Origin of the sequence: Micromonospora sp. H61, from assembly GCF_018070325.1 — a bacterium.
Lineage (GTDB): Bacteria > Actinomycetota > Actinomycetes > Mycobacteriales > Micromonosporaceae > Micromonospora > Micromonospora salmantinae.
The window spans coordinates 1-16,068 of the sequence record NZ_JAGPXY010000044.1 but is presented as its reverse complement, the minus strand read 5'-3'; the positions used below and the strand labels follow the sequence as shown (position 1 = coordinate 16,068).

General features: G+C 70.1%; 17 protein-coding genes. 11 read left to right on the top strand and 6 right to left on the bottom strand.

Going from position 1 to position 16,068, the window contains the following annotated elements; all coding sequences use genetic code 11:
• Positions 1-356: 356 nt before the first annotated feature.
• On the top strand, positions 357-869 hold the full coding sequence (locus tag KBX08_RS21135; RefSeq protein WP_210785192.1) for a LytR C-terminal domain-containing protein: 513 nt from the start codon (positions 357-359) through the stop codon (positions 867-869).
• Between the two features lie 123 nt (positions 870-992).
• On the opposite strand, the gene KBX08_RS21130 is transcribed toward KBX08_RS21135, so the two are convergent.
• Complete coding sequence (locus KBX08_RS21130) at positions 993-1,811, bottom strand: inositol monophosphatase family protein (RefSeq protein ID WP_210785166.1); 819 nt, start codon at positions 1,809-1,811, stop codon at positions 993-995.
• Between the two features lie 654 nt (positions 1,812-2,465).
• Here KBX08_RS21130 and KBX08_RS21125 point away from each other — a divergent pair.
• Together KBX08_RS21125 and KBX08_RS21120 are read left to right on the top strand one after the other, a co-directional pair.
• Complete coding sequence (locus tag KBX08_RS21125; protein ID WP_112675658.1) at positions 2,466-4,076, top strand: RNA polymerase sigma factor; 1,611 nt, start codon at positions 2,466-2,468, stop codon at positions 4,074-4,076.
• Positions 4,077-4,321: 245 nt separating this feature from the next.
• On the top strand, positions 4,322-4,555 hold the full coding sequence (locus KBX08_RS21120; protein ID WP_030489368.1) for a hypothetical protein: 234 nt from the start codon (positions 4,322-4,324) through the stop codon (positions 4,553-4,555).
• Between the two features lie 146 nt (positions 4,556-4,701).
• Here the strand turns inward: KBX08_RS21120 and KBX08_RS21115 are convergent, their stop codons facing one another.
• The 3 genes from KBX08_RS21115 to KBX08_RS21105 form a co-directional block, all read right to left on the bottom strand.
• The gene (locus tag KBX08_RS21115) at positions 4,702-6,435 is read right to left on the bottom strand and encodes a DEAD/DEAH box helicase (protein WP_091400594.1); all 1,734 of its coding nucleotides are present in this window, start codon (positions 6,433-6,435) and stop codon (positions 4,702-4,704) included.
• 191 nt (positions 6,436-6,626) lie between these two features.
• Entirely contained in the window at positions 6,627-7,289 is a 663-nt protein-coding gene (locus KBX08_RS21110) for a trimeric intracellular cation channel family protein (protein WP_210785165.1), read from the bottom strand.
• Positions 7,290-7,329: 40 nt separating this feature from the next.
• Positions 7,330-7,548 (bottom strand): DUF3039 domain-containing protein, encoded by a 219-nt coding sequence (locus KBX08_RS21105; protein ID WP_007456912.1) that lies wholly within the window; start codon positions 7,546-7,548, stop codon positions 7,330-7,332.
• Positions 7,549-7,636: 88 nt separating this feature from the next.
• On the opposite strand from KBX08_RS21105, the gene KBX08_RS21100 reads away from it, so the two are divergent.
• Entirely contained in the window at positions 7,637-8,572 is a 936-nt protein-coding gene (locus KBX08_RS21100) for a pseudouridine-5'-phosphate glycosidase (RefSeq protein WP_210785164.1), read from the top strand.
• On the top strand, positions 8,569-9,468 hold the full coding sequence (locus KBX08_RS21095; protein ID WP_210785163.1) for a carbohydrate kinase family protein: 900 nt from the start codon (positions 8,569-8,571) through the stop codon (positions 9,466-9,468). The genes KBX08_RS21100 and KBX08_RS21095 overlap by 4 nt, the downstream gene beginning before the upstream one ends.
• Before the next feature lie 53 nt (positions 9,469-9,521).
• Here KBX08_RS21095 and KBX08_RS21090 read toward each other — a convergent pair whose 3' ends face one another.
• Positions 9,522-9,881 carry a DUF3099 domain-containing protein gene (locus KBX08_RS21090; RefSeq protein ID WP_210785162.1) on the bottom strand — a complete coding sequence of 120 codons (360 nt, stop codon included), beginning with the start codon at positions 9,879-9,881 and terminating at the stop codon, positions 9,522-9,524.
• Positions 9,882-9,985: 104 nt separating this feature from the next.
• Between KBX08_RS21090 and KBX08_RS21085 the strand changes: the two genes are divergently transcribed.
• Positions 9,986-10,270, top strand: coding sequence for a hypothetical protein (locus KBX08_RS21085; RefSeq protein WP_030489374.1), 285 nt, complete (start codon positions 9,986-9,988; stop codon positions 10,268-10,270).
• A 17-nt stretch (positions 10,271-10,287) separates the two neighbouring features.
• A complete protein-coding gene (locus KBX08_RS21080; protein ID WP_124858894.1) occupies positions 10,288-10,599 on the top strand; it encodes a hypothetical protein in 312 nt (103 codons plus the stop codon).
• Positions 10,600-10,627: 28 nt separating this feature from the next.
• On the opposite strand, the gene KBX08_RS21075 is transcribed toward KBX08_RS21080, so the two are convergent.
• Entirely contained in the window at positions 10,628-11,218 is a 591-nt protein-coding gene (locus KBX08_RS21075; protein WP_210785161.1) for an HhH-GPD-type base excision DNA repair protein, read from the bottom strand.
• A 122-nt stretch (positions 11,219-11,340) separates the two neighbouring features.
• Between KBX08_RS21075 and KBX08_RS21070 the strand changes: the two genes are divergently transcribed.
• From KBX08_RS21070 to dtd, 4 genes are all read left to right on the top strand, one after another.
• Positions 11,341-12,930 (top strand): DUF262 domain-containing protein, encoded by a 1,590-nt coding sequence (locus KBX08_RS21070; protein WP_210785160.1) that lies wholly within the window; start codon positions 11,341-11,343, stop codon positions 12,928-12,930.
• 1 nt (position 12,931) lies between these two features.
• Positions 12,932-14,131 (top strand): type II toxin-antitoxin system HipA family toxin, encoded by a 1,200-nt coding sequence (locus KBX08_RS21065; RefSeq protein WP_210785159.1) that lies wholly within the window; start codon positions 12,932-12,934, stop codon positions 14,129-14,131.
• Positions 14,132-14,167: 36 nt separating this feature from the next.
• Entirely contained in the window at positions 14,168-15,652 is a 1,485-nt protein-coding gene (locus tag KBX08_RS21060; RefSeq protein ID WP_210785158.1) for a methyltransferase, read from the top strand.
• Positions 15,652-16,068, top strand: a 417-nt coding sequence (gene dtd / locus KBX08_RS21055; protein ID WP_210785157.1) for a D-aminoacyl-tRNA deacylase, incomplete at its 3' end; no start/stop codon positions are given. The genes KBX08_RS21060 and dtd, both read left to right, overlap by 1 nt.

The following is a 16,068-nucleotide window of genomic DNA, read 5'->3' as shown; positions in this document are numbered from 1 at the left end:
GCCACCACTTGTGTCGGGCACCCGACCCGAGGACCGAACGGGTCGAGCTCGCCGGGGCGACTCCCCTGCGAGCGCGGAACCTTACCCCCCCTTGGGCGAGGCATGTATACCGCCCTTGCGGCTGAGATGTACGCCCCCGCACGCGAAGTTGTTCCCAATGTGATTCAGGCGACACGAAGATAGGGGTAGTAGTACCCGGTTCGCGGTCGGCGCGCCGGCATGTCGGGCTGTTTCCACGCGACGGCCGGACAACCGTTAACCTCAGCGGCGTATTCGACGGCCGGCGGCCTGAGCGATCGTTCCTGGCCGCCACCACCCACTGAAGTCCGGGGAGTGCCCTGATGAGTTTTGCGCGCGTGCGAGCACTCGTCGTCGTCGGCCTGCTGGCGATCATCGCCCTGGTCTTCGTCGTCGTGGCCGTGGTCCGCGACAGCCAGGGCAACGTGGGTACCGCGGCGGGTTGCCCCGAGGGCTGGCCGCTGGCGGATCTGACCCTGCGCGAGCGCAAAGACGTCAAGATCAACGTGTTCAACGCCACGGATCAGCCCGGTCTCGCGCACACCGTCGCCGACGAGTTCAGCAATCGACAGTTCCAGGTCAAGAAGACCGGGAACGAGAAGAAGATCAACAGCGTCGCGGTGCTGCGGTACGGCCCGAAGGGCGTCGGGTCCGCGCACCTGCTCCAGGCATACTTCCTCAACAACGCCACCCCGGGCTACGACCCGAAGCGCACCGACGACACCGTGGACGTCGTACTGGGCAACAACTTCCAGCAGCTCGCCACCACGACCGAGGTCAACCAGTCACTCGGCGACTCGGGTCCGCCGGAGGCTCCCAAGGGCTCCTGCCCGTCCCCACCCGCCAAGTGACTGCGTAACCGGCCCGCCGCAGCGCCCGGTCGGCGACCGGCACCGACCTGGCCCCACCGGTTGGAGCCGGCCACTCAAGAGGCCGGAGCCGGTCGCTCAGAGCCGGCCGACCTGGTCCGCCGGTCAGGGACCGCCGGCGGCGTCCAGCGCGGCCAACCGGTCGTGCAGCGGCGCGAAGAGCGCGGGCGGGGCCGCGACCACCAGGTCCGGCCCTGGCGGTCGACCGGCCAGGCCGGCGACCCGAACCCCCGCCTCGGCGGCCACCAGCCCGCCAGCCGCCAGGTCCCAGGCCGCAAGACCCTTCTCGAAGTACGCGTCGAGCCGCCCCTCGGCGACCAGGCAGAGGTCCAGCGCCGCGGCGCCGAGCCGGCGGATGTCGCGTACGTGTGCGATCAGCCCGGCCACCACCTGCGCCTGGTGCGCCCGACGGCCGGCGTCGTAGCCGAAGCCGGTGCCGACCAGCGCCTGCCCCAGATCGACCTCGCCGGAGCAACGCAGCCGGACACCGTCGCGCCAGGCCCCACCGCCGGCTGTGGCGGTCCACTGCTCTCCGGTGTTCACGTTGCGCACCACGCCGGCAACCACCACCCCGTCCACCTCGGCGGCCAGCGAGACCGCTGAGTGCGGCAGTCCGTACAGGTAGTTCACAGTGCCGTCGATCGGGTCGACGATCCAGCGCACACCGCTGCGCGTCGCGCCGGAAGCTCCCTCGCCGTACTCCTCGCCCAGCACCGAGTCGTCCGGGCGCAGCGCGGCCAACGCGTCGAGGATCTGTCGCTCGACCGCCCGGTCGGCGGCGGTGACCACGTCGGTGACGGTGCTCTTGGTGGCGGCGACGACTACCCCCTCGGCGCGCATCCGGTACGCGGTGTCCGCCGCGTCCCGAGCCACCTCCACCGCGATGGTCAGCAGCTCCGACGGTGTCGTGGCCGAGTTGGTCATGATTCGCCTCTTTCCGCAACTGGGCGCATGTGGGTGGGTGAAACTACCGAAGATCATCGTTCCCGACGCCGCCCGACGGCACCAGAGCAGGATCTTTGGCGCCTGGGATCCGCTGCGAGGTGGGCGCGCCCGCACCGCCCTGGCGGCCTGAGCGGCCGACCTCCGCCAATATGCCCCTTTCGGTTGGTAATGTCGCTTAAGTGCTTACCGCCCCGTCCATGCTCGGCTCACAACCGTTGCCCAACCGCGACCTGGTGGGGACGCCACCGGCCGGACCGACAGCGACCTCGGTGATCCACACGCGCACCCTCGCAATCGCCATGTTGACCTCGTACTGCCTGCTCAAACGGCAGTTCGGACACGTTCGGCGCGCCACCGGCCTCGACGACGGAAGCCCTTCGCCGGCCACGCGGCTATCATTAGCGCGAAGCCCATATCTCCGCCCCACCGACGGTCCCCACCGGCGGTACGCGGTGCGGAGCAGGATGATCGCCGCAGACGGCGTTACAATTCACCCCTGCCCACGCGGCACGGACCGCCGACCACCGGCCGGACCGTGACACGAGGGTCCCTCAACCACATCGCCCGGCACGGTAACCCTCGCTGCGCTGGACGAACCCGCCGTGCCCGCTCTTCGCCTCCGGAAGGTCATTCGTGACAGAACCCCGCCAGCCCGGCGCCGACGTTCGCTCGCTCACCGACACCCTGATCGCCCACGCGCAGAGCGCCGGTGGTCAGCTCACGTCGGCTCAGCTCGCGCGCACCGTCGAGTCCGCCGAGGTGACTCCGGCCCAGGCCAAGAAGATCCTGCGGGCGCTCTCCGAGGCCGGAGTGACCGTCGTGGTGGACGGCTCGGCGAGCACCCGCCGCCGCGTCGCCGCGGCCCGCTCGACCACGCCAGCGTCCCGGGCCACCACCGCCAAGACCACCAAGAAGGCCGCCGCGCCGGCCCCGAAGCAGGCGCCCGCCGGCGACGACGCCCCGGCGACGTCGGCCCCGCGCAAGGTGGCCGCTCGCAAGGCGACCGGCACCGGCGCCGAGGCCGCCACGGCGACGCCGGCGAAGGCGACCAAGTCGACCCGAGCCACCAAGGCGACGGTGGCCGCGGCTGCCGGGGCCAAGCCGACCAAGGCTGGCGGTAAGGCCAAGGGCGAGGGCGCCGAGGGCGAGATCGACCCGGAGGAGCTGGCCGCCGCGATCGAGGACGTGGTGGTCGAGGAGCCGGCCGAGCTGGCCCAGGCCGCCGAGACCGACGCCGCCGCCTCGGCGACCGACAACGACTTCGAGTGGGACGACGAGGAGTCCGAGGCCCTCAAGCAGGCTCGACGCGACGCCGAGCTGACCGCCTCCGCCGACTCCGTCCGGGCGTACCTGAAGCAGATCGGCAAGGTTCCGCTGCTCAACGCCGAGCAGGAGGTGGAGCTGGCCAAGCGGATCGAGGCCGGGCTCTACGCCGCCGAGCGGCTGCGGGCTGCCGACGAGGGCGAGGAGAAGCTCGTCCGGGAGATGGTCCGTGACCTGGGCTGGATCTCCCGCGACGGCGAGCGGGCCAAGAACCACCTCCTGGAGGCGAACCTCCGACTGGTGGTGTCGCTGGCCAAGCGCTACACCGGCCGTGGCATGGCGTTCCTCGACCTGATCCAGGAGGGCAACCTCGGTCTGATCCGGGCCGTGGAGAAGTTCGACTACACCAAGGGCTACAAGTTCTCCACGTACGCCACCTGGTGGATCCGACAGGCCATCACCCGCGCCATGGCCGACCAGGCCCGCACCATCCGCATCCCGGTGCACATGGTCGAGGTCATCAACAAGCTCGGCCGCATACAGCGTGAGCTGCTCCAGGACCTGGGCCGCGAGCCCACTCCGGAGGAGCTGGCCAAGGAGATGGACATCACACCCGAGAAGGTGCTGGAGATCCAGCAGTACGCTCGGGAGCCCATCTCACTGGACCAGACCATCGGCGACGAGGGCGACAGCCAGCTCGGCGACTTCATCGAGGATTCCGAGGCCGTGGTCGCGGTCGACGCGGTCTCGTTCTCGCTCCTGCAGGACCAGCTCCAGCAGGTGCTGCAGACGCTCTCCGAGCGTGAGGCGGGTGTGGTACGTCTGCGCTTCGGCCTGACCGACGGCCAGCCGCGGACGCTCGACGAGATCGGCCAGGTCTACGGGGTGACCCGGGAGCGGATCCGGCAGATCGAGTCCAAGACGATGTCCAAGCTGCGTCACCCGTCCCGGTCGCAGGTCCTCCGGGATTACCTGGACTGAGCGGGTTTCGTCAACCGAACGTGTCGTTTTGACCACCTGGTGTGCAACACCAGATGGTGATCGTCCGGATGCACGAATGTGATCGTTGACGTGGCACCCTTGGTGCACGGCACACTGTCCCTTCCAGGTGTGACCTCGGTCCCCCGCGGGCACACAGGGAAGGCAGTGCCTAGTAAGGGTGTTGCACGATAGGTGAGCAACGACCGAAGAGATTGTTCATCGGTGACGACCAGAGGAGGAAGGCGATGACCCCGACCCTCACGCCGCCGCCCGTGACGGCGGCTCCCCCAGCCGCCGATGAACGGTGCGACCGCTGCAATGCTGCCGGGAAGCTCCGGATCACTCTCACGGGTGGGAGCGAGTTGGTGTTCTGCGGGCACCACGCGAACAAGTACGCGGAGGATCTTGTAAAGATCACCGAGCGGTTCGCGACGGAGCCCGATTTCAGCTGGCGTGGCGCCGATCTGATGGCGAACTAGATCCGCAAACCGACATAGCTGACCGGAGGCACCCCGAGGGTGCCTCCGGTCAGCTCTTTCTGTCTGGACTCCCCCGCGCCCGCGCCCCGCGCAAAGATCCGAGCAACTTCCCCTGATGTTGCTGCCTCCGACCCGCCGGAGACGGTCTAGAGGGTCTGCACGGTGGCGATGCGTTCCTCAAGCTGCTCGATGGTGGCCTGGGCGCTCGGCGGGCCGCCGCAGAGCCGGCGCAGCTCGGCATGGATCTTGCCGTGCGGCTGACCGGTTCGGTGGTGTCGGGCGGCCACCAGAGCGTTCAGTTGGCGCCGTAGCGCCACGCGACGCTGGGCGGCGCTCATGGGTGCGGGTGGCGCTGCCGTGGCCGCAGCGGCCGGCTGAGCGGCCCCGTCGGCCGTACGACGGCGTTGGGCGGCGAGCTGTGCGGCCTGCCGCTTGGTCAGCAGCAGCGAGACCTGGTCGGCGGTGAGCAGACCGGGCAGGCCGAGGTATTCCTCTTCCTCGGGGGTGCCGGCCTGGGCCGCGGTGCCGAACGACGCGCCGTCGAAGATCACCTGGTCCAGCTCGGCGGTGGCCGAGAGCGCCGCGAACCGCTTCTCCAGTTCCCCGCTGGCCTGGTCGTCGCGCTGCGCGCGTTCCAACAGGTCGTCGTCGAAACCGTCGGCTTCCTTGGGTTTACCGAGTACGTGGTCGCGCTCGGTCTCCATCTCGCTGGCCAACCCGAGCAGGTGCGGCACGCTGGGCAGGAACACCGACGCGGTCTCCCCGGGCCGGCGGGCCCGCACGAACCGGCCGATCGCCTGGGCGAAGTAGAGCGGCGTGCTGGCGCTGGTGGCGTAGACCCCGACCGCCAGTCGGGGGATGTCGACCCCCTCGGACACCATCCGCACCGCTACCAACCACCGCTGGTCGGACGCCGCGAACGTCGCGATCCGGGCGGACGCGCCCTGGTCGTCGGAGAGCACCACGGCGGCCTTCTCGCCGGTCACCTGCTCGATCAGCTTGGCGTACGAGCGGGCGGTCTGCTGGTCGGTGGCGATGATCAGACCACCGGCGTCGGCCATGCCCGCGTTGCGCAGCACTGTGAGTCGGGCGTCGGCGGCCCGCAGCACCTGTGGCATCCAGTCGCCGGCCGGGTCCAGGGCGGTACGCCATGCCTGGGCCACCAGGTCCTGGGTCATCGGCTCACCCAGCCGGGCCGCCAGCTCCTCCCCCGCGTTGGTACGCCAGCGGGTCTCCCCGGAGTACGCCAGGAAGAGCACCGGCCGGACCACCCCGTCGCGCAGCGCGTCGGAGTAGCCGTACACCGAGTCGGCGCGGGAGCGCAGCAGCCCGTCCCCGCCCCGCTCGTAGCTGACGAACGGGATCGGGTTGTCGTCGGAGCGGAACGGCGTCCCGGTGAGCATCAGCCGGCGTACGGCGGGTTCGAAGGCGTTCTTCACCCCGTCGCCCCAGGACCGGGAGTCGCCGGCGTGGTGGATCTCGTCGAGGATGACCAGGGTGCGTCGGGTCATGGTGCGTCGCCGGTGCACCTGCGGTGCCATCCCCACCTGTGCGTAGGTGACCACCGCGCCGTGGAAGTCGGCAGCGGAGTGCAGGTCGGCGTTGCGGAAGGCGGCGTCGAGTTGGATGCCCACCCGGGCCGCGGCGTCGGCCCACTGGTTCTTCAGGTGCTCGGTCGGCGCGACCACGGTGACGGCCTCCACGGTGCCGTCGCCGAGCAGCTCGGCCGCGATCCGCAGGGCGAAGGTGGTCTTGCCGGCGCCGGGCGTGGCGACCGCTGTGAAGTCCTCACTACGGCGACGCAGGTACTCCACCAGCGCCTTGCGCTGCCAGGCGCGTAGCGCCGGGAACGTCTCGAGCACCGGCGTCCGGGCTGCCACGCGAAGCTCCTCTCCGACCGCACGATGGCGGACCCCGGGCGAGGGCCACGAGGATCCGCCGCCCATGAAAACGCCTCCGCGCAGAAGCTGCCGCGAAGGCCGACTCAGCATAACCAGCACGGGCCGCCGGGCCCAGGCGACGCCACGCTGGTCACAATCCCGCACCCGAACGAGCGGCGGCCCGACCCGTCTCACCACTCCCGGTCGGTGCGTGGATCCGCCCCGTCGGCGCGGGGCGGGCGCAGCGTGGCCACCGGCGCGGACCAGCGTCGACGCAGCGCGATCAGGCGTAGCCCGAAGACCAGGACGGCGGCGGCGGTGAGCGGCGCGGGCCCGGTCTGCCCGGTGACGTACAGCAGCACCACCAGGACCGAGCCGGCCAGCGCGGCCAGCGCGTAGATCTCCCGGCGCAGCACGACCGGGATCTCGGCGGTGAGCAGGTCGCGGCCGAGCCCGCCGCCGATGGCGGTGAGCATGCCGATCAGGCAGGCCCCGACGGCCGGCACCCGGGCGTCGAGCGCCTTGAGCGTACCGGTGACGGTGAACAGCGCCAGGCCGGCCGCGTCCAGCACCAGCACTGTGGTGCGCAGTCGGGCCAGTTGCGGGTGCAGCCAGAAGACGGCGAGCGCGGTGATCGCGGCGGTGGCCACGTACCGCCAGTCGGCGAAGGCCAGCGGCGGCACCTCGTCGATGACCAGGTCTCGGAAGATCCCACCGCCGAGGGCGGCCACGAAGCCGACGAACGCGACGCCGAACAGGTCCAGTCGCTTGGCCACCGCCGCCGAGGCCCCGGACGCGGCGAACACCGCCACCCCGGTCAGGTCGGCGAGCAGCAGGGCGGTGGAGGTGGTCACCGCCGCAGGCTACGTCGCCGGCCGGAGCACCGGCCGAGGTTCACTCACGGTACGAGTCGTAGATCTCCTTGCACTTGGGGCAGACCGGCGAACCCGGCTTGGCCGCCTTGGTGACCGGGAAGGTCTCGCCGCAGAGAGCGACGACGAAAGTGCCCATGACGGCGCTCTCGGCGATCTTCTCCTTGCGGACGTAATGGAACATCTCGGGACCGGTATCGGCGTCCTTCAGCTCCGGACGCTCGAGAACCTCTGTGCTCACGTCTGCACCTCCAACCGACAAGTTTGGCAGGTCATCACGGCCGGGTCCACTTGAGGCCGGCCGAAGCCCCACCCCGTACGGTGCCCGTGTGACTGACTTTCACATCAGCTACGGCACCGAGGTCGCCGTTGCCCTGCGCGACGGCCGGCCCGTCGTCGCACTGGAGAGCACCATCGTCTCGCACGGCCTGCCCCGACCGGAGAACCTACGCGTGGCCAGGGAGATCGAGCGGACGGTTCGGGACGCCGGGGCCGTTCCGGCGACGATCGGCATGATCGCCGGTGAGCTGGTGGTCGGCCTGGACGACGCCCAGCTGACCCGGCTGGCCACTGTCGACGGCGTGACCAAGCTCTCCGTCCGCGACCTCGCGGTGGCCGCCGCGACCGGCGCGGACGGCGCGACCACGGTGGCCGCGACCAGCGCGGTGGCCGCCGCCGCCGGCATCGGCGTGTTCGCCACCGGTGGGCTGGGTGGGGTGCACCGGGAGGCCGCGCACACCTTCGACGAGTCGGCGGACCTGGTCACCCTGGCGCAGACCCCGATCGCGGTGGTCTGCGCCGGGGTCAAGTCGATCCTCGACGTGGGCGCGACGCTGGAGCGCCTGGAGACCCTCGGGGTCGCTGTGGTCGGTTACCGCACCCGCCGGTTCCCCGGCTTCTACCTGACCGACGCCGGCTTCGACCTGGACTGGTCGGTGGACTCGCCGGAGCAGGTCGCCGCAGTGCTCGCCGCCCGGGACGAGCACGCCGTGCACACCGGCGGGCTGCTCATCGCGAACCCGCTGCCGGTCGACGAGCAGCTCGACCCGGAGCTGCACGACCGGACTCTCACCGAGGGCCTGGCCCTGCTGGAGCGGGACGGGATCACCGGAAAGGCCGTCACGCCGTACCTGCTCGCGCACTTCCACTCGGCAACCGAGGGCGCCAGCCTGGCGGTGAACGTGCGGATCATCCTGCGCAACGCCGACCTGGCCGCGCGGATCGCGGTCGCCTCGGTGGCCCGCGGCACCGCCGTCCCGGCATGACCCGACCGGCCCGGATGGTCGTCGTCGGCGACGTGATCACCGACGTGGTCGCCGTGTTGTCCGGGCCGCTCGCGGCCGGCTCGGACACCGGGGCCGCGATCAGTCTCGGCGGCGGCGGTCAGGCGGCCAACACCGCCGCCTGGGTCGCCGCGCAGCGGGTGGACGTCACGCTCGTCGGGGCCGTCGGTGACGACGACGCCGGGCGGGACCGGGTGGCCGAGCTGGAACGGGCGGGCGTCGACTGTGCCGTCGAGCGGGTCGAGGGCGCCCCGACCGGCACTGTCATCGTGTTGGCCGCCGACGACGAGCGCACCATGGTCAGCCAGCGCGGCGCGAACCTGCGGCTGAGCGCCGCGCACGTCGAGCAGGCCATCGCGGCGGCGCCCGGCGCCGGGCATCTGCACCTGTCCGCGTACACCCTGTTGGACGCGGAGTCGCGCGGCGCGGGGCTGCGGGCGTTGGCCGCCGCCCGCGAGCGCGGGCTCACCATCAGCGTCGACGCGGCCTCCGCGGCGCCGTTGCGGCGGGTCGGCGCGGCGGCGTTTCTGAGCTGGGTACGCGACATCGACCTGCTCCTGGTCAACGCGGACGAGGCCACGGTGCTGGCCGGCGGGCTGGACCCGGCGGCGCAGGGGCGGGTGCTGTCGGCGACGGCTCGGCGGGTGGTGGTGAAGCGCGGCGCGGCCGGCGCGGTCTGGGTGGACCGCACCACGCCGGTCTGCGTGGCCCCGGCCAGCCGGGTGGCGGTGGTGGACGTCACGGGCGCTGGCGACGCCTTCGCGGCCGGTCTGCTCACCGCGTGGCTCGCCGGTGCCACCCCGACTGCGGCACTGGGCCGCGCCACCGACCTGGGCGCGCTGGCCGTCTCCACCGCCGGGGCTCGGCCACAGGCGTAGCAGCCGGCGCACGGCCACAGCCCCGACTGCTCGAACCCTGGCCCGTTCGCGGGTCAGGGTTCGAGGTCGATGACCTTGTGTGGGCGCTCCTCGGCGGTGAGGCTCATCGGCGGGGTGTCGTCCTGTTGGCGGGGGTGGAACCGGTTGGCCAGCCGGTGCTCTTCCTTCGGCGGCCGGTCGTTGGCCAGCAGCACGGCCAGCCAGGGGATGAGCACCATGCCGAGGCCGCACAGTGGCAGCCAGAGCCAGAGCAGTGGGGCGTTCGCACCGACCAGGATCGCGCCGACGATGATGCACAGCACCCGGATGCCCATCATCAGGACATAGCGGCGCTGGCGACTGTTGAGCTGATCGTCCTGGCTGCGCGAGGCGTCGGTGATCAGAATCGGCTGGTACGCCTGACGCTTCACCATGGACCTCCTCGAGGGGGTTACGCCTCATCCTGTCACCGCAGGTCCGTGATCAGCGAACTTCGACTCATCCCGCCGCGTGTTACGCCCGTGGTACGCTCCGCGATGTGGGCAGCAGGTTCAGCTTCACCGACGAGGCGTTGGCCAACCTGAGGGTCTACGACGTCACACCCGGGGAAGTCTGGGAGGCGCTGCACAGCGCCCGACGGGTCATCCGTCATCTGGGTGACGACGTGATGGTGGTCTACGCCGCCGCCCGTCGGGGCCGCAGGCTGGCGGTGCTGCTCGCCGAGGCCGATGGCACCGACAACGACTGGGACATTCTCTCCGCCCGCGAGTTGAGCGACGTCGAGTCCAAGCGCTACGACGAGGCCGTGCGGAGATCTCGGTAGATGAGGAGGCCGTGACGATGCACCGTAACGACGCGACCAAGCAGTTCCACGGCGGCGGCGAGCGAATCGCCGAGCTGATCGACGAGAGCCCGGCGGCGGAGCTGCCCACCCCCGACAGCGACGTACCGATGGTGAGCCGCTCGGTTCGGCTGCCACTGGACACCTACGAGCGGGTCCGCGCCGCCGCCGACGCCCGGGGCATCGGGGTCACCACGCTGATGCGCCAGTGGATCGAGGCCGGCCTGGCCGACCTGGACGACTCGGCGACCGTCTCGCTGGCCGACGTCCGGCGCGCGCTGGCCTCGCTGGCGCACCCGACCGCCGCCTGAGCAGACCGCCCCTCAACAGGCCGGTCGGTCAGCCGCCGGTGGTCTTCGCCTTGGCCGCCGCCTTCATCTGCTGCTTGAACTCCCGCACCCGACGTAGCGAATCGGCGTCCGTGACGTCGGCCACCGACCGGTACGCGCCCGGGTCGCCGTAGTCTCCGGCCGCCTTCCGCCAGTCCTGCGGGGTCACCCCGAACCGCTTGCCGAGCAGGGCCACGAAGATCTGCGCCTTCTGCTTGCCGAAGCCGGGCAGCGCGGAGACCCGGCGCAGCAGCTCCGGCCCGTCGGCGACCTCGGCCCAGAGCAGCGCCGCGTCCCCGTCGTAGCGCTCCACCAGCACCTGGCAGACCTCCTGCACCCGGGCCGCCATGGCCTTCGGGAACCGGTGCAGCGCGGGCGGCTGGGCGAAGAGCGCGACCAGGGCCTCCGGGTCGTACCCGGCCAGCTCCGCCGCGTCCAGCTCATGGCCGAGCCGCTGCTGGAGCACGTACGGCGACGAGAACGCCTTCTCCATCGCCACTTGTTGATCAAGAACCATGCCGACCAGCAGGGCCAGCGGGCTACGCTCCAGCAGGCGGTTGGCCTCCGGGTCGATGGGCAGAACGAGCGTCATGCGGACCATCCTGCCTGGCCCGTCACGGGTGGGCGGATGCCACCCTGACTTTGCCACGTCTCACCGGCCACGTAGCTGGGACCAGGGACCTGTTGCCGATACTCTCGGTGGGTCCTGGAAAGGAGGTGGCCGTGCCGAGCCTGGAGAGGCCACGCGTCGAATACCGCACGCCGGAGGATCTGGTCCGGGACGTCACCACCGGACTGGTCCGAATACCGCCTTTCCAGCGGTCCTTCAAGTGGGAAGCGTCCGACATCGTCCGACTTTTTGACAGCCTGCTGCGGGGCTTCCCGATCGGAAACCTGCTGCTGTGGCGACGCCCAGCGCCGGCGCAACGCCTCCAGGTTGGCCCACTCGAAGTCGTGGCACCCGAGACAGCAGCGGCTCTCTGGGTTGTTGACGGTCAACAGCGCATCGTGTCTCTCGTCGGTGCTCTGACCCGGGCCGACCGCTCGGTCGATCCACGTTTCCGGGTCCATCTCGATCTCGATACCGGCGAGTTTCACACCATCGGCAACCGTCAACGACCGCCGCGGTCCTGGGTGCCCGTCAGCTCTCTGCTGGATACCGCGGTCCTGCTCCGCTGGATGCGGGATAACTCCGACTGGCTCTCCGATGAACAACTCGCCCTCGCCGACCAGGCGGCCAAAGCGATACGCGAGTACCAGATTCCGACGTACGTCGTTCACTCGGCCGACGAGAACGCCCTACTTGAGATCTTCACCCGAATGAACACCACCGGAAAGCGGCTCACCAAGTCAGAAGTCTTCCAGGCGTTACACACCGGTGCCGTCAACGACGAACTGAGCAGCCTGCACGGCCTTGGCCAGGTTCCGGCCACGCTCGGCTTCGGAACGCTCGACGATCGGCTCACCCTGCGCTGCGTCCTCGCGTATCGGGGTGGCGATATTTTCCGAGAGGACTTCCGGCAGGAGTTCGGGCCCCAGGACGACCCGGCCGAAACGCTCCGCGAGGTCGCGGCACGACTGAGGGAGGTAGTCGAGTTCCTACGTGGCGAATGCGGCATTCCCCACATCAGGCTCTTGCCCTACTCACACGTGCTGCCGATCTTGGTGCGGTTCGTCCGCTTGCACGGCACACCGAGTGGTCGACCGGCGACGTTGCTGCGTCGCTGGGTCTGGCGCAGTGCTGTCGCTGGCACCCGCGCCCGTGGAGTCAGCGTGGCCGACGTCCGCAATCAGGTGGAGTCGGTGGACGCGCCCAATGCGTTGACCGCTGCGACAAACGTCTTGCGACAGGTGCAGTCCTTCCCGGACTTCGCCGCAGAGTTGGACAAGGTGCATTTCAACCACGCAATGACCAAGCTCAACACCCTGGGGCTCCTCGCGGCCGAGCCTCGTGATCTCGACAGCGGCGAGATCATCGACATCACTCGGCTGCTGGAGCAGGGCAGTCCGTTACGTCCCCTACTGCCGGAGAGCGGCGACAAGGCCCATGGCACGATCGCTAACCGGTTTGTGCTCCCCCCCGGGGAACGTCTCACCCGCTCGCTCCTGGTAGCCGCCTCGCCAACCGTCGCAGCCAGCCATCTGATCAGCGAGGATGCTGCGGCCCTCGCGCTGCACGACGACTGGACCGGGTTCCTGGAACTACGGGCGCAGGCATGCCTCCGCATCATTACTGGCCACGTCAATCGAATGGCCGAGTGGGGCGCACGGGACGGGCAATCATTGGCGGACGTTTTGCGAACGGCCGCGTGACATGGCAGGAACGACAGCCGAGGTGCGGCTACATGGTCGTCGGGTCGGTGAGCTCCAGTTTGTTCAGGGCGGTTCCGAATTCATCTACGACGATGACCTTTCCTCTCCCGATCATCAAGTTCTTGGCCAGATCTTCGAAGACGATCCGCGATCGGTCCGACGTACACGCGTCGGCCTGCCGCCCTGGTTCGCCAACTTGCTACCCGAAGGCGCCTTGCGGCGTCAGATCATCCGTGAACTCGGGGGCGGAAGAGTGGGCGACTTCACCCTGCTACTCAGAGTGGGCAGCAACCTGCCAGGTGCCGTAACCGTGCATGCCGACAGCGAGCCGGAGGACGATTTTCTCCCAGACTCAGGGGAGCAGATCGACCACCCGCTACGCCACTCGCTGGCCGGTGTCCAGCTTAAGTATTCGATCTCAGCTGACCGACTCACCGTGCCAGTCAGCGGGCAGGGCGGTTGGTGGATCGTAAAACTGCCCGACCAGAGTCTGCGTGAGCTACCCACCAATGAGTATCTGACCATGAGATGGTTGGCAGCAGCCGGATTCCCAGTTCCGGCAGTGGATCTCCTGCGTGCGGACGAGGTCAAAGGTCTCCCCGATGGGCTAGTCCGCCCGGCTGATCTCGTCTACGTCATTCAACGGTTTGACCGCGCATACGGGGAACGCATCCACGTGGAGGACTTCGCCCAAATCGCGGACGTCGATCCTAAGTTCAAGTACAGCGAATCGGGTGCCTCGTACGACGGTTTGGCCGCAGCGATCCGGCAGCTTACCGGGGACGGCGGGTACCACGACTTCATTGCTCGTCTTGTTGCCCTGCTGGTGGTTGGCAATACAGACGGGCATCTGAAGAACTGGGCGATCAGATACGCGGACGGACGGACTCCCCACCTCGCCCCTGTTTACGACTTCCACTCTCTGTCGCTCTATTCCAACTTTCGTTGGGCTCCGCTGGCGCTCAGCCTGAATGCTGAGACAGTGCCGAGCGCCATCACCGGCGACCACTTTCGGCGCCTGGCAGAGCGAGCTGGTGCGGACCCGGAGCGGACCTTTGAGACGGTGACGCAGACCGTGGCGCGGCTGCGAACGGCGTGGACCACGGTTATGGCAGACGAGGCCCGAACACGATTCGACGCGTTGGCGGCTCATTACACGGAGCGGCTCGACACCCTGACGATCTGCAAATCGGTCGGGTGACGCGATCCGGGACGCGACGGGAGGCAGGATGTCGGGGTGGACGAACACGACATGCTGCTCTCCCCCGCCGGTGTCGACGCGCTGCGCAGCGCACTGACCCGGACCGGATTCACCAGCCACGGCATCGCCGAGCGGCTGGGCGCCCAGGCGACCGCGGCGGTCGCCCGCAACGACTATCGGGCCGCGCTGCGCGCCACCGAGGACGGCGACCCGCTCGGCACCCTGATCCGGCTGTTCATCTGCGCCCAGACCGAATCGGAGGCGGCGGTGGCCGCCGCGCTGGCGCCGCTGAGCCTGGCCGAGGCCCTCGCGGGCGGGCTGGTCGAGCGGTACGGCGACGGCCTGCGTGCCGGCATCGACCTGGAGCCGTACGGCGAGGACTGGTGGGTGCTCGCCGACGTGCCGGCCAGCGCCCGCCCGGGTCGCCCGTTGCACGCCGAGCACGTCCTCGGCGTCGGCGGGGCAACCCACACCCTGATCGGCGCGACCATGCGCCGGCCGGTCGACACCGCACTGGACCTGGGCACCGGCTCCGGCATCCAGGCCCTGCACCTGGGCACCCACGCCAGGTCGGTGACCGCCACCGACCTCTCCGAGCGGGCGCTGCGCTTCGCCGCGACCACCGCCGCCCTCAACGGTCAGGAGTGGGAACTGCTCCGCGGCGACCTGGTCGCCCCGGTGGCCGGTCGGCGGTTCGACCTGGTGGTGAGCAACCCACCGTTCGTGGTCGGCCCGGGCACGACCACGCACGTGTACCGCGACTCCGGCCGGATCGGTGACGCGATCGGCGCCGAACTGGCCGCCGCCGCCCCGGGCCTGCTCACCGAGGGCGGCACCATGCAGTACCTGGCGAACTGGGTGCACGTCGCCGGCGAGGAGTGGGACGAGCGGGTGGCCGGCTGGTTCGCCGGGACCGGTCTGGACGCCTGGGTGATCCAACGCGAGGTGGCCGACCCGATGGCGTACGTCGACCTGTGGCTCACCGACGTCGGCGAGACCGCCGACCCGCAGCGGATGGCCGCCTGGCTGGACTGGTTCGACGCACACAAGGTGGAGGGCATCGGCTTCGGCATCGTGTCACTGCGTCGGAGCGGGCACGCCGACCCGGTGGTGCGGGTGGAGGATCTGCGCCAGCGGGTGCAGCCACCGCTGGGCGACCAGGTCGCCGCCTGGTTCGACCGCCAGGACTTTCTCCGGGTACGCGACACCGAGGCGTTGCTCGCCGAGCGCTACCGGGCCGCCGAGGGCCTCCAGCTACGACAGGAGGCCACCATGGGCGACGAGGGCTGGGGGGTGGACCGGCAGGTCCTCGCTATGCCGCACGGCCTGCGCTGGACCGAGGAGATCGACCCGCTGGTGCTGGCGCTGGTCGGTGGCGCCGACGGCCGGCTGCCGCTGCGTGACCAGCTCGCCCTGCTGGCCGCCGCGCACGACGTCGAGCCCGACGAGATGGCCGAGGCCGCCGGCCCGATCGTGGCGCACCTGGTGGAGCGCGGCTTCATCGAGCCGGTGAGCGCCTGATGCGGGCGGTGGTGCAGACCGTCGGGCGGGCCAGCGTGACGGTGGACGGCGAGGTGGTCGGCGCCATCGAGAACGGCCTGCTGGTGCTGCTCGGCGTGACCCACACCGACACCGCGGAGACCGCTCAGACGATGGCCCGCAAGGTGCACGAGGTACGCATCCTGGACGGTGAGCGGTCCGCCGCCGACACCGGCGCGCCGATCCTGGTGGTCAGCCAGTTCACCCTGTACGGCGACGTCCGCAAGGGCCGCCGACCGAGCTGGACCGCCGCCGCCCCCGCCGAGGTCGCCGAGCCACTGGTGACAGCGGTGGTCGACGCCCTACGCGCACGAGGAGCGAAGGTGGAGACCGGCCGCTTCCGCGCCCACATGCTGGTCGAAAGCATCAACATAGGCCCCCAAACCCTCCTCCTAGAC

Bases quoted from the DNA above. Each gene is read 5' to 3' on its own strand.
- KBX08_RS21065 (WP_210785159.1), top strand. From the start codon at position 12,932: ATGGCAGGAACGACAGCCGAGGTGCGGCTACATGGTCGTCGGGTCGGT.
- KBX08_RS21075 (WP_210785161.1), bottom strand. From the start codon at position 11,218: ATGGTCCGCATGACGCTCGTTCTGCCCATCGACCCGGAGGCCAACCGC.
- KBX08_RS21080 (WP_124858894.1), top strand. From the start codon at position 10,288: ATGCACCGTAACGACGCGACCAAGCAGTTCCACGGCGGCGGCGAGCGA.
- KBX08_RS21090 (WP_210785162.1), bottom strand. From the start codon at position 9,881: ATGGTGAAGCGTCAGGCGTACCAGCCGATTCTGATCACCGACGCCTCG.
- KBX08_RS21120 (WP_030489368.1), top strand. From the start codon at position 4,322: ATGACCCCGACCCTCACGCCGCCGCCCGTGACGGCGGCTCCCCCAGCC.
- KBX08_RS21095 (WP_210785163.1), top strand. From the start codon at position 8,569: ATGACCCGACCGGCCCGGATGGTCGTCGTCGGCGACGTGATCACCGAC.
- KBX08_RS21130 (WP_210785166.1), bottom strand. From the start codon at position 1,811: ATGACCAACTCGGCCACGACACCGTCGGAGCTGCTGACCATCGCGGTG.